Genomic DNA, 14,734 nt, shown 5'->3' on the forward strand with positions numbered 1-14,734 from the left:
GTGGGGCATTCGCAGGGGGAGATCGCGGCGGCGGTGGTGGCCGGTGGGCTGTCGCTGGAGGACGGAGCGAAGGTCGTCGCACTGCGCAGCAAGGCGCTGCTGCCCCTGGTCGGTCACGGCGGGATGCTGTTCGTCGCGACCTCCCCCGAGAAGGTCACCGAGCATCTGCGGCCCTGGGCGGACCGGGTCTCGGTAGCCGCCGTCAACGGCCCCGGCTCGGTGACGGTCTCCGGCGATCCGGCAGCCCTGCGCGAGATCAGCGAGCGTCTCGCCGACGTGGGCGTCATGTCCTGGCCCCTTCCCGGCGTCGAGTTCGCCGGGCACTCGCCGCAGATCGAGCGGCTGCAGGCCGAACTGCAGGCGGCCTTCGCCGAGATCGTGCCCCGGTCCTCGGATGTCGCGTTCTACTCCACGGTCACCGGCGAGCGCATGGACACCACCTCGCTGGACGCCAAGTACTGGTACCGGAACCTTCGGGAGCCGGTCGTCTTCTCCTCGGCCGTCACCGCGTTGCTTCGGGCCGAGCACACCGCCTTCGTCGAGATCAGCGTGGATCCGGTGCTGTCGGTGTGGCTGCAGCAGGCGGTGGAGTCGGCGGGTGTCGCCGGGTGCGTGACCGGCACCCTCCGCGAGGCCGACGGCGGGCTGGAACGGTTCCTCGCCTCGCTCGGCACGCTGCACGCACATGGCGTACGCATCGACTGGGACGCCGTGCTGGCCGGCACCGGTGCCCGCCGGGCCGAACTACCGACGTACGCCTTTCAACGTTCGCGGTACTGGCTGGCGGCGCCGGACTCGGCCGAGGCCGGTCCGGCCGGTGTGGATCCCGCCGACGCCGGCTTCTGGACGGCGGTGGAACAGGGTGACCACGCGACCGTGGCGAGCACGCTGCGGATGGCGGACGAGGAGGCCCGGGCCTCCCTGCGGGCGGTGCTGCCCGCGTTGTCGTCCTGGCACCGTGAACGCCGCGACCGTTCCACCGTGGACAACTGGCGCTACCGGGTGACCTGGAAGCCCCTCACCACCGGCGGGAACACCCCCGTCCTGCCCGGCACCTGGTGGCTGCTCGTGCCGGCCGTCGCGGCGGCGGATCCGGCCGTCACCGCCTGCGTGGGCGCGCTGCGCGGGCACGGCGCCACCGTCGTCACCGTGCCGATCGGCGACGACGACCGTGCGGCCGTCGCCGAGGACCTGAGCGGCCGTCTCACCGAGGGCGCGCCCGACGGGGTGCTGGCACTGCTCGCCCTCGCGCACGACACCCCCGACGAGGATCCCGCCGTGCCGCCCGGCCTGGCGCTCACGACCATCCTGGTGCAAGCGCTCGGCGACGCCGGTGTCACCGCGCCGCTGTGGGCCGCCACCGCCGGTGCGGTCCGGGTCGGGCGTGCCGACACCGTCATCGCGCACCAGTCGATGATCTGGGGCCTCGGCGCCGTAGCCGGCATGGAGTACCCGCAACGGTGGGCCGGCCTGATCGACCTGCCCGGGCAGTGGGACGACCGGGCGCTCGGCCGGCTGGTGCGCGTCCTCGCGGGCCTGGATGGTGAGGACCAGCTCGCCATCCGGGGCTCCGGCGTCTTCGCCCGGCGCCTGGTGCGGGCCGCGCCGGCCGAGCCGGGCCCGGACACCGGATGGGCCACCTCCGGTACCGCATTGATCACCGGCGGCACGGGCGCACTCGGCGCGCACGTCGCCCGCTGGCTGGCGCGCGCCGGTGCGCGGCGCATCGTGCTCGCCAGCCGGCAGGGATCGGCCGCTCCCGGCGCCGGCGCCCTGGTCGCCTCGCTGGCCGAGACGGGCGTGGAGGCGGTCGCGGTGGCCTGCGACGTCGCCGACCGCGACGCCCTCGCCGCCCTGCTCGCCTCGATCCCGGCCGACCGCCCGCTGCGCACCGTCGTGCACGCGGCCGGTGTCCTGGATGACGGTGTCCTCGACAGCCTCACCCCGCAGCGCGCCGCGGCCGTGCTGCGCCCCAAGGTCCAGGCCGCGGTACACCTCGACGCGCTCACCCGGGACCTGGAGCTGGACGCCTTCGTCCTGTTCTCCTCGCTGGCCGCCACCCTGCCGGGTACGGGCCAGGGAAGCTACGCCGCCGCGAACGCGTTCCTGGACGCCCTGGCGGAGCGGCGGCAGGCCCGTGCGCTGCCCGCCACCTCGGTGGCCTGGGGCCTGTGGTCCGGCAACAGCGCGGCCGCGTCCGAGTCGGATCGGCTGGTCCGTGCCGGCCTGGAGCCGATGGAGCCGGAGCTGGCCCTCGCCGCGCTCGGTGCCGCCCTGGCGGGGCGCGAGGCCCGGCTGATCGTCTCCGGCTTCCACTGGGAGCGGTTTACCCGCGTCTCGGTGACGCTGCGGCCCAACACCGTGCTGCGTGACCTGCCGGAGGCGGTGCCCTTCCTCTCCGAGGGCACGGGTGCCGGCGGTGCCCGCGACGGCGACTCGTTCGTCGCCCGGCTCGCGCGGCTGTCCCCGGCCGAGCGCGAGGAGGAGCTGATCGCAGTGGTCCGCGTGCAGGTCGCGGAGACGCTCGGACACGCCGACCCGGCCGCGATCGAGGCCGGCCGCGTCTTCCGGGACCTCGGCTTCGACTCGCTGACGGCGGTGGACCTGCGCAACCGGCTGGCCGCGGCCACCGGACTGCGGCTGTCCGTGACGCTGGCCTTCGACCATCCCACGATGACCGTCCTGGTGCGGCACCTGGCGGAGCTGGTCGAGGCCGAGGCCGGTCTCCAGCCGGCGCCCGCGGCCCCGGCGGCCCCCGCCGCCCCGGTGGTACAGCCGGCCGGCGACCCGATCGCCATCGTGGCCATGAGCTGCCGGTTCCCCGGCGACGTCGAGTCGCCCGAGGACCTCTGGAAGCTCGTGGCCGACGGCACCGACGCGATCACCCCGTTCCCCAGCACCCGCGGCTGGAATCTGGAGGAGCTGTATTCGGCCGACGCCGGTCAGTCGGGCACCTCGTACACGCGCCACGGCGGATTCCTGCACCGTGCCGACGAGTTCGACCCGGCCTTCTTCGGCATCTCGCCCCGGGAGGCGCTGGCGATCGATCCCCAGCAGCGGCTCCTGCTCGAAATCACGTGGGAGGCATTCGAGCGGGCCGGCGTCGACCCGCTGACGCTCAAGGGCAGCCGGGCCGGCGTCTTCATCGGCTCCAGTTACCACGACTACGGATCCCGCGCCCAGCAGCCGCCCAAGGAGATCGAAGGCTATCTGGGCCTGGGCAGCGCCGGTAGCGTCGCCTCGGGCCGCATCGCCTACACCCTCGGCCTGGAGGGCCCGGCGGTGACCGTGGACACCGCGTGCTCCTCGTCGCTCGTGGCCATCCACCTCGCCGCACAGGCACTGCGTGGCGGCGAGTGCACGATCGCGGTGGCCGGCGGCGTCGCCGTCATGGCCACCCCGGGTTCGTTCGTCGAGTTCAGCCGGCAGCGCGGACTCGCCGAGGACGGCCGCTGCAAGCCGTTCGCCGCCGCGGCCGACGGCACCGCCTGGGCCGAGGGCGCCGGCGTCGTGGTACTCGAACGACTCTCCGACGCACGGCGCAACGGCCACCCCGTACTGGCGCTGGTCCTCGGCTCGGCCATCAACCAGGACGGTGCCAGCAACGGCCTCACCGCGCCGAACGGCCCGTCCCAGCAGCGCGTCATCACGCAGGCGCTCGCCAACGCCGGGGTCAGCGCCGCCGACATCGACGCGGTCGAGGCACACGGCACCGGCACCCGGCTCGGCGACCCCATCGAGGCCCAGGCGCTGCTGGCCACGTACGGCCAGAGCCGCCCCGCCGACCAGCCGCTCCTGCTCGGCTCCCTGAAGTCCAACATCGGCCACTCCCAGGCCGCCGCCGGTATCGCCGGGGTCATCAAGATGGTGCAGGCCATGCGGCACGGTCTGCTGCCCCGGACGCTGCACGTGGACCGGCCAACGCCGCTGGTCGACTGGTCGTCGGGCGCGGTGTCGCTGCTGACCGAGCACACGTCATGGCCCGAGACCGGCCGCCCCCGCCGTTGCGCGGTGTCGTCCTTCGGCGTCAGCGGCACGAACGCGCACACCGTCCTGGAGCACGTCCCGGCCGACGATGCCCCGGTCGTCGATGCCCCGGCCGACAATGCCCCAGACGTCGAGTCGCGGACCGGCCGTGTCGTTCCCTGGCTCGTCTCGGCCCGCAGCGCGACGGCCCTGCGGGCGCAGGCCGAGCGGCTACTGGCGTACGCGCAGGCCCGTCCCGCGCTGAGCATCTCCGACGTCGGCCGGGCGCTCGCGACGAGCCGCACCGCGTTCGGCCACCGCGGCGCCGTCGCGGGGGACAGCCGGGACGCGCTGCTCGCCGGCCTGTGCGCGCTGGCTTCGGACGCGACCGCGCCCGGTGTGGTGCGCGGCACCTCCGGTGCGGGCAGGACGGCCTTCCTCTTCTCCGGACAGGGCAGCCAGCGTCTCGGCATGGGTGCCGAGCTGCGCCGTACCCACCCGGTCTTCGCCGACGCGTTCGACGCGGTGTGCGCGGAGCTCGACGCAGCGCTCGACCGGCCGCTGCAGGAGGTGATGTTCGCGCCGGCCGGCTCGCCCGAGGCCGCGCTGCTGGACACCACCGCCTACACCCAGCCGGCACTGTTCGCGCTCCAGGTCGCACTCTTCCGCCTGGTGGAGCACTGGGACGTCACCCCGGCCATGCTGCTCGGCCACTCGGTCGGCGAGCTCGCCGCGGCGCACGTCGCCGGCGTCCTGTCGTTGCCCGACGCGGCCCGGCTGGTCGCGGCCCGCGGGCGGCTGATGCAGGCGCTGCCCGCGGGGGGCACGATGGTCGCGCTGACCGCCCCGGTGGATCAGGTCGAGCCGTTGCTGGACGGCCTGTCGGACCGGGTCTCGGTCGCGGCGATCAACGGTCCGGCCTCGACGGTGATCTCCGGTGACGAGGAGGCGGTACTGGACGTCGCCGCCCGCTGGCAGTCGCTGGGCGGCAAGGCTCGGCGGCTGACGGTCAGCCACGCCTTCCACTCGCCGCACATGGACGGGATGCTCGACGAGTTCCGCCGAGTGGCCGAGACCATGGACTTCCGGCCACCCCGGATCCCGGTGGTGTCGAACCTGACGGGCCGGGTGGCGAGCGCCGACGAGATCTGCGGGGCCGACTACTGGGTGGCCCATGTGCGCGAGGCCGTCCGCTTCCACGACGGCATCTGCCGGCTGGCCGAGGCAGGGGTCACCGACTTCCTCGAACTGGGACCGGACCAGTCACTGACCGCGATGGGTCGCGACTGCCTGGCGGACCAAGGCGTCGACCCCGAAGCCCTCGTGTCGGTGCTGCGCAAGGACCGAGCTGAGACCTGGTCGGTGACCGCGGCGCTGGCTCACCTGTACACCCGCGGCGTGCCGGTCGACTGGTCGCGGTTCTTCACCGGCCCGTGGGACCGGCACGTGGACCTGCCCACGTATGCCTTCCAGCGTGAGCGCTACTGGCTCGAGGCCAACGCCGTCACCGGCGACGTGGCGTCGGCCGGCCTGCGCGCGGCCCAGCATCCGCTGCTGGGCGCGGCGGTGCAGCTCGCGGACTCGGACGGGTTCCTGTTCACCACCCGCCTGTCCACCCGCAGCCACCCCTGGCTGGCCGACCACAGCATCCTGGGCTCGGCGCTCTTCCCGGCCACGGCATTGCTCGAGCTGGCGATGCGGGCCGGCGACGAGGCCGGCTGCGACGAGGTCGAGGAGCTGCTGCTCGAGGCGCCCCTGGCGATCGGGCCGCAGGAAGCGGTGATGCTGCAGGTGTCGGTCGGCGCCGCCGGTGACGGGGCAAGCCGTACGATCGCCGTGCACTCCCGGCCGGAGAACGCGCCGTCCGGGCAGCCGTGGACCCGGCACGTGAGCGGCCTGCTCGCGGTCGCCGGGCGGGACGTTGTGGCGGACCTGACCGAATGGCCGCCGGCGGGCGCCGAGCCGATCGAGACGGATGGCCTCTACGAGCGGTTCGAGCTGGGTGGCTTCGCCTACGGCCCGGCCTTCCAGGGGCTGCGGGCGGCCTGGCGGCTCGGCGACGACGTGTACGTCGAGGCGGCACTGCCACAGGGCCAGCAGTCCGACGCCGCCCGGTACGGGCTGCACCCCGCCCTGCTGGACAGCGCGCTGCACGGCCTGACCTTCGGGGTGCTGCAGGGGTCCGTGCAGAGCTGGCTGCCGTTCGCCTGGAACGGCGTGCGCCTGTACGCCTCCGGGGCCTCGTCGCTGCGCCTGCGGCTGCGGCCGGTGGGCCGCGACGCCGTGGAGGTGCTCGCCGCCGACGCGGCCGGCGTGCCCGTCGCCTCGGTGCGCTCGCTGGTCCTTCGACCGGTCACCACCGACCAGGTACGCACCGCCCGCCCGACCGGGCAGCACGACGAGCTGTTCCGGCTGGAGTGGCCCGTCCTGCCGCTGCGGGAAGCGTCGCCCGCGGCGTCCGCGGACTGGGTCGTCCTCGCCGGCGATGATTCGCAGTGGGCCGCGGCCGGCGTCAGCCGCACGGTGGGTGACCTCGCCGCGCTGACGGCCGGTGACGCGGATCTTCCCCGCGTGGTGGTGGCCCCGATCCCGGTCGACGCCGCCCCCGGTCGGGACGAGGCGTCGGCGGTCCGGACCGCCACCGAGTACGCCCTCGAACTCCTGCGGGGCTGGCTCGCGCAGGAGCGGTTCCGTGGCGCCACCCTGCTGCTGGTGACCCGTGGCGGTGTGGCGGTGGGCCCGGACGCCGACGTGGCGGACCTGGCCCACGCGGCGGTGTGGGGACTGGTGCGAACCGCGCAGACCGAGAACCCCGGCCAGTTCGTCATCGTGGACCTGGACGGCGATCCCGCGTCGATGGCGTCCCTGCCGGCCGCGGTCAGCTCGGGCGAGCCGCAACTGGCACTGCGCGCCGGGGTGGCGCATCAGGCGCGCCTCGCGCGGGTACCGCGTACCGACCCGCCGGCGTCGCCCGACTGGGGACGCGAGGGCACCGTGCTGATCACCGGCGGTACCGGCGCGATCGGCCGGCACATCGCCCGGCACCTGGTGTCCCACCACGGTGTCCGGCGGCTGCTGCTGACCAGCCGGCGCGGGCCCGACGCCGCCGGCTCCGCCGAGCTGTGCGCCGAACTGGGCGAGCTGGGCGCGCACGCCGAGGTCGTGGCGTGCGACGCGGCCGACCGGGACCGGCTCGCGACGCTGATCGCCGGGCTGCCCGAGGCGTACCCACTCACCGCCGTGGTGCACGCCGCCGGTGTGCTGTCCGACGGCGTCCTCGACGCGCTGACCCCGCAGCGGATGCGCGAGGTGCTGCGCCCGAAGGTGGACGCCGCCCTGCACCTGCACGAGCTCACCCGCGGGATGGATCTGTCGGCATTCGTGATGTTCTCCTCGATCGCCGGCGTCTTCGGCGGCATGGGCCAGGGCAACTACGCCGCGGCCAACGCCTTCCTCGACGCGCTGGCGCAACGCCGTCGCGCGGCGGGACTCCCGGCCGTGTCGCTCGACTGGGGTCTGTGGGCCACCGAGGGCGGCATGAGCGGCGGCCTCGGCGAGGCGGACCTTCGGCGCATCGCCCGCGGCGGCATCGTCGCCTTCACGCCCGAGGAGGGTGTACGCCTGTTCGACACGGCGGTCGCCGCGGGCGAGCCCGCGGTCCTGCCGCTGCGGCTGGATCTCGACGCGATGGCGACCGCCGGTCACCCCCTCCTGCTGCGCGGACTGGTGCGGACCCCGGTGCGGCGAGCCGTCGGCACCGCCGCCGGGCCGGACGCCGCGGCGTCGCTGATCCGGCGACTCCGTGGCCAGTCCGAGGTCCAGCGGGAGCGCCTGCTGCTGGAGCTCGTCCGGCAGCAGGCGGCCACGGTGCTCGGGTTCGCGGACCCGGCCGCGGTCGACGGCGATCGCGGCCTGATGGAGCTCGGATTCGACTCGCTGACGGCGGTCGAGCTGCGCAACCGGCTCAATGCCGGTACCGGCCTGCGGCTGCCCGCGACCCTGCTGTTCGACTACCCGACGTCGGCGGCGATCGCCCGCCATCTCGCCGCCGAACTGGTGCCGGACGACACCGAACCGGAGACGGCGGGACTGGCCGCGATCAACCTCCTGGAGAACGCGCTCGACGGGGGCCAGGCCGGCCCCGAGGTGGTGAACCGCCTGCAGATCCTGCTCGGCAAGCTGCGCGCGGGCTCCGGCTCGGCGGATGTCCTGGTCGAGGAGCGCATGGACGAGGCGACCGATGACGAGCTCTTCGACTTCATCGACAACGAGCTTGGGATGTCATGACCGGCCGCTGAGGGAAGGTGACGATTCCTGTGAACGATGACAAGCTTCGCGATTACCTCAAGCGGGTGGCGACGGACCTGCACCACACCCGTAAGCGCCTCACCGAGGTGGAGGCCAGAGACCAGGAGCCCATCGCCATCATCGGCATGAGCTGCCGATATCCGGGTGGCGTCCGCACCCCGGAGGACCTCTGGCGCCTGGTCCTGTCCGGCACGGACGCGGTGAGCGCGTTCCCCGACGACCGCGGCTGGGACCTGGACTCCCTGTACGACCCGAGCCGCCAGAGGCCGGGCAGCACCTATTCGGCCGAGGGAGGCTTCCTCGACGCGGTCGGTGACTTCGACGCGGCGTTCTTCAACATCTCGCCGCGCGAGGCCCTGGCCATGGACCCGCAGCAGCGGCTGATGCTCGAGACGGCGTGGGAGGCCTTCGAGCGGGCCGGCATCGACGCGAGCACGTTGCGCGGGAGCGATACCGGTGTGTTCGCGGGCGTCATGTACCAGGATTACGCCCTCCGGTTGCACCAGATTCCGCAGGACGTGCAGGGATACATCGGCAACGGCGTGTCCGACAGCGTCGCCTCGGGCCGGATCTCCTACACCCTCGGCATCGAAGGCCCGGCGATCACCGTGGACACCGCGTGCTCCTCGTCGCTGGTGGCCATTCACCTGGCGGCGCACTCGCTGCGCCGGCAGGAGTGCTCGCTGGCCCTCGCCGGCGGTGCCATGGTGATGTCGACGCCCGTGCCCTTCACCGAGATGAGCCGGCAGGGCGGGCTGGCCGGCGACGGGCGGTGCAAGTCCTTCGCCGACGAGGCCGACGGCACCGGCTGGGGCGAGGGCGTCGGCATGGTCCTGCTGGAACGGCTCTCGGAGGCCCGGCGCAACGGTCACCCGGTCCTCGCCGTGGTCCGCGGCAGCGCCGTCAACCAGGACGGCGCGAGCAGCCGGCTGACCGCACCCAACGGCCCGGCGCAGCAGCGGGTCATCCGCAGCGCCCTGAACGACGCGCGGCTGAAGCCCGACGCGGTCGACGTCGTCGAGGCGCACGGCACCGGCACGGCCCTCGGCGACCCGATCGAGGCCCAGGCGCTGCTGGCGACCTACGGCCGGGACCGCTCCCCGGACCGACCGCTGCTGCTCGGTTCGCTGAAGTCCAACATCGGCCACACCCAGGCCGCCGCCGGGGTGGGCGGAGTCATCAAGATGGTCATGGCGATGCGCCACGGCACCGTGCCGCCCACCCTGCACGCCGAGCACCCCACCTCACAGGTGGACTGGTCCCGTGGCACCGTGCGGCTCGTGACGCGGCCCGTGCCGTGGCCGGATACGGACGACCATGCGCGCCGGGCCGCGGTCTCCTCCTTCGGCATCAGCGGCACCAACGCGCACGTCATCCTCGAGCGGCCCGACCCGCTCGAGGATGAGCAGCCCGATGCCCCGACCCGGCGCACGCCTGCCGTCCCGGTGCCGTGGCTGGTCTCCGCCCGCGACCGGGACGGGCTGCGCGACCGGGCGCGGCAGCTTCGGGCGTACCTCGCCGGGCACCCGGACCTCGACCTCGACGCCGCCGGGCGGGCCCTGGCCACCACCCGGACCACCTTCGAGCACCGCGCCGTCGTGATCGCGGCGGACCGCGCCGGGCTCGCCACCGACCTCGACGCCCTTGCCGACGACCAGCCGTCGGCCACCCTGGTGCGCGGCGGCGACATCCGCACCAGCCGCACCGTCTTCGTGTTCCCGGGTCAGGGTTCGCAGTGGGTGGGTATGGCGCGGGAGTTGTGGGAGCAGTCTGCTGTGTTCGCTGAGCGGATGGCGGAGTGTGAGGCGGCGTTGTCGCCGTTTGTGGGTTGGTCGTTGCGGGATCGGGTGTTTGGGGGTGACTCGTGGGAGCGGGTTGATGTGGTGCAGCCGGTGTTGTTTTCGGTGATGGTGTCGCTGGCGGAGCTGTGGCGGTCGTTTGGTGTGGTGCCGGATGCGGTGGTGGGGCATTCGCAGGGGGAGATCGCGGCGGCGGTGGTGGCTGGTGGGTTGTCGCTGGAGGACGGGGCGAGGGTTGTCGCGCTGCGCAGCCGGGCGGTCGCGGCGCTGGCCGGGCTGGGTGGCATGGCGTCTGTGCCGCTGCCGGCTGCTGATGTTGCCGAACGTTTGAGTGGCCGGTCGGGGCTTTCTGTTGCCGCTGTCAATGGTCCGTCGTCGACCGTCGTGGCCGGCGATTCCGGCGAGGTCGAGGCGTTTGTCGCTGAGCTTGTCGCGGGCGATGTCCGGGCGCGGGTCATTCCGGTCGACTACGCCTCGCACTCCGTCCAGGTCGAGCAGATCCGGGACCGGCTGCTGAGCGACCTCGCCGGCATCAGCCCGGTTGCCGCCGCCGTGCCGTTCCTGTCCACCGTCGACGCCGGCTGGCGGGACACCAGCACCCTCGACGCCGGCTACTGGTATCGAAACCTTCGCCAGACCGTGCGCTTCGCCGAGGCGAGCAGGATCCTCCTCGACGAGGGCTACAACGTCTTCATCGAGCCCAGCGCCCACCCCGTCCTCACCGTCGGTGTCGCGCAGACCGCCGAGGCCGCCGACGCCGAGGTCACCGCCGTCGGCACCCTTCGGCGCGGACAGGGCGGTTTGGACACCGTCCTGCGTTCGCTCGCCGAGGCGCACGTGCGCGGACTGTCGCCCGACTGGCCCACGCTCTTCGCCGGCCGGCCGAGCACCGAGGTCGCGTTGCCCACCTACCCGTTCCAGCGCCGCTGGTACTGGCTGCAACGCCCGGCGGACGCCGCCGACGCGCCACCCGCGCCGCACCCCGCGGAGGCGGGCTTCTGGGAGACCGTCGACGACGAGAACCTCCCGGCCTTCACCGCCACCCTCGGTCTGGGGCCGGACGACACCGTCAGTGCCGTGCTGCCCGCCCTGGCGGCCTGGCGCCGGCAGTACGAGCAGCGCGCCACGGCCGACTCCTGGCGCTATCGCGTCGACTGGCACCGGCTTTCCGGCAGGCCCGGTGCCACGCCGGCCGGAACCTGGCTGCTCGTGTCCTCCGCCGCCACCGCCGGCGCTTCCCTCACCGGCGCCTGCGAGCGGGCGCTCGCGGACCACGGTGTCACCGTCGTGCCGGTCACGCTCAACCCGTCCGACGACGAGCGGTCCGTGCTCGTCGCGCGCCTCACCGAGACCCTCGCCGGTCTCCCGAGCCCTGTCTCCGGGGTCCTCTCCCTGCTCGCCCTGGACGAACACCCGCATCGGCGCAACCCCCAGATGACCGACGGCACCGCGCTGAGCCTGGTGCTGCTGCAGGCACTCGGCGACAGCGGTTGCGAAGCCCCGCTGTGGTGGGCCACCCGAGGCGCGGTGAGCACCGGTACCACCGACGCGCTCACCTCGCCTGCCCAGAGCCTGATCTGGGGCCTCGGCCGGGTCGCCGCGCTGGAGCATCCCGCTCGCTGGGGTGGTCTCGTCGACCTACCGGCCGAGCTTGACGCACCGGCCGCCGAGCGGCTGCGCCACGTCCTCGCCGGCCGCGATGGCGAGGACCAGGTGGCCGTCCGGGCCACCGGCGCCTACGGCCGGCGACTGGTCCGCGCCGCACTGACCGACAACGCTGCCGACACCGCGGCCGTACGCTCCTGGCGTCCGGCCGGCACCACGCTCATCACCGGCGGCACCGGCGGCGTGGGCCGGCAGCTGGCTCGCTGGCTCGCCGACCGTGGGGCGGAACACCTGGTACTGCTCAGCCGCCATGGTGACGCCGCCGACGGCGCGGCCGACCTGGCCGAACAGCTGACCGCGCGGGGCACCCGGGTATCGATCGTGGCCTGCGACGTCGCCGACCGGGAGGAGCTGGCCGCGATCGTCGCCGGGCTGCACCGCGACGGCGCCGACATCCGCTCGGTCATTCACGCCGCCGGCGCCGGTGTCCTGATCCCGCTCGACGACACCGACCCGGACCACTTCGCGGAGACGCTGTACGCGAAGGTCCGCGGCGCCGACAACCTCAACGCCGTCTTCGCCGACGACCCGCTGGACGCCTTCGTGCTGTTCTCCTCGATCTCAGCGGTCTGGGGCAGCGGTGAGCACGGCGCATACGCCTCCGCCAACGCCTACCTCGACGGCCTGGCCGAGCACCGCCGGTCCAGGGGCCTGACCGCCACGTCGATCATCTGGGGCATCTGGGATCCGGCCGATGGCGGCGGTATGGCGGCGAACCTCGCCGAGGAACAGCTGCGCGGCCGGGGCGTACCGTTCATGTCGCCCGCCGTGGCCCTCACCGCGTTCCAGGGGGTGCTGGACAACGACGACACCGTCGTCGTGGTCGCCGCCGTCGACTGGGACCGGTTCGCGCCGGTGTTCACCTCGATGCGTCCGAGTCCGCTGATCGCCGACCTCCCGGAGGCGCGCCGGGCCCTGACCACCGAGGAGGCGCGCGCCGAGGAGGAGGACGGGGCGGGCTCCGCGCTGCGCCGCCGGCTGCGCGACACCGCGCCCGCCGATCGGGACCGGCTGCTGAGCGATCTCGTGCGCACGCACGCCGCAGGTGTCCTGGGCCACGACTCGGGTGGCGGCATCGACCCGGACCGGGCGTTCCGCGACCTCGGCTTCGACTCCCTCACCGCCGTCGAGATGCGCAACCGGCTCAACGCCGCAACCGGGCTCCGGCTGCCGGTCACCGTGATCTTCGACTACTCGTCGGCCACCGCGCTCGCCCGGCACGTGGGCGAGCTGCTCCTCGGTACCGGCGCCGCCGTACCCGTCGAGACGCCGGTCGCCGCCGCGGCCGACGGCGATCCCGTCGTCATCGTCGGGATGGCCTGCCGGTATCCGGGCGGCGTGAGCGATCCGGACGAGCTGTGGGACCTGCTCGTCGCCGGCCGTGACGCCATCACGGAGCTGCCGACCGATCGGGGCTGGAACGTGACGGGCCTCTACGACGCCGACCCGGACCGGCCCGGCACCACCTATTCGGTCGAGGGCGGTTTCCTGCACGCGGCCGGGGAGTTCGACGCCGCCTTCTTCGGCGTTTCGCCGCGCGAGGCGCTGGCGATGGACCCCCAGCAGCGCCTGCTGCTGGAAACCTCATGGGAGGCGTTCGAGCGCGCCGGCATCGATCCGGCCACGCTGCGCGGCAGCCGGACCGGCGTCTTCGCCGGCGCCGCCTACCAGGGGTACGGCAGCTATGACGTCCCCGACGAGGTCGAGGGCCACCTCATCGCCGGTGTCTCCACCAGCGTCCTGTCCGGGCGCGTCGCCTACACCATGGGCCTCGAAGGCCCCGCGGTGACCGTGGACACCGCGTGCTCCTCGTCGCTGGTGGCGTTGCATCTCGCCGCGCAGGCACTGCGTGGCGGCGAGTGCACGCTCGCGCTGGCCGCGGGCGTCACCGTGCTGGGCACCTCGTTGTCGCTCACCGGATTCAGCCGCCAGCGTGGCCTGGCCTCGGACGGGCGGTGCAAGTCCTATGACGCCTCCGCCGACGGGTTCGGCATCGGGGAGGGCATCGGCGTGCTGCTGCTGGAGCGGCTCAGCGACGCACGGCGCAACGGCCACCCCGTCCTCGCGACGGTCCTCGGCTCCGCGATCAACCAGGACGGTGCCAGCAACGGCCTCACCGCCCCGAACGGGCTGGCGCAGCAGCGGGTCATCCGCAGCGCGCTCGCCAACGCCGGCCTCGAGCCGGCCGACGTCGACGTGATCGAGGGGCACGGGACCGGCACGAGGCTGGGCGACCCGATCGAGGTGCAGGCGTTGCTGGCCACGTACGGCCAGGGCCGGCCCGCGGACCGGCCGGTGCGGCTCGGCTCGGTGAAGTCCAACATCGGCCACACCCAGGCGGCGTCGGGCGTCGCCGGCATCATCAAGATGGTGCAGGCCATGCGGCACGAACTGCTGCCTCGGACGCTGCACAGCACCGAGCCCACCCCCGACGTCGACTGGTCGGCGGGGACGGTCGCCCTGCTCACCGAGGCCGAGCGGTGGACGGCGAACGGCCGGCCGCGTCGGGCCGGCATCTCGTCCTTCGGCCTCAGCGGCACCAACGCCCACGTCATCATCGAGCAGGCCGCCGAAGCGGATCCCGAGCCGATCACCGGGCCGACTGCCGGGCCGGGCGAGGCCCGGCCCGTGCTGTGGCCGGTCTCCGGACGCAGCGAGCAGGCGCTGCTGGCGCAGGCGGCCCGGCTGGCCGGACACGTCGCACGCCGGCCCGGCCTGCGGACCGCCGACGTCGGATACTCACTGATCCACAACCGGACCGCGTTCGAACACCGCGCCGTCGTCTCCGGCCGGGACCACGACACCCTGCTGCGGGGCCTGACCGCGCTGGCCGAGGGCCGCGCCGACAGCTCCCTCGTGCAGGGCACGGCCGGTCCCGTCGGTCGCACCGTCTTCGTGTTCCCGGGTCAGGGTTCGCAGTGGGTGGGTATGGCGCGGGAGTTGTGGGAGCAGTCTGCTGTTTTTGCCGAGCGGATGGCGGAGTGTGAGGTGGCGTT

At 73.8% G+C, this 14,734-nt stretch carries 2 protein-coding genes; both read left to right on the forward strand.

Annotated features, from left to right (window positions below; all coding sequences use genetic code 11):
* On the forward strand, positions 1-8,253 hold an 8,253-nt coding region (locus ABT297_RS40755; protein ID WP_502885719.1), incomplete at its 5' end, for an SDR family NAD(P)-dependent oxidoreductase.
* 29 nt (positions 8,254-8,282) lie between these two features.
* Positions 8,283-14,734, forward strand: a 6,452-nt coding sequence (locus ABT297_RS40760) for a type I polyketide synthase (protein WP_350558753.1), incomplete at its 3' end; no start/stop codon positions are given.

This window comes from Dactylosporangium sp. NPDC000555 (assembly GCF_040300025.1).
In the GTDB taxonomy this organism is placed as follows: Bacteria; Actinomycetota; Actinomycetes; order Mycobacteriales; family Micromonosporaceae; genus Dactylosporangium.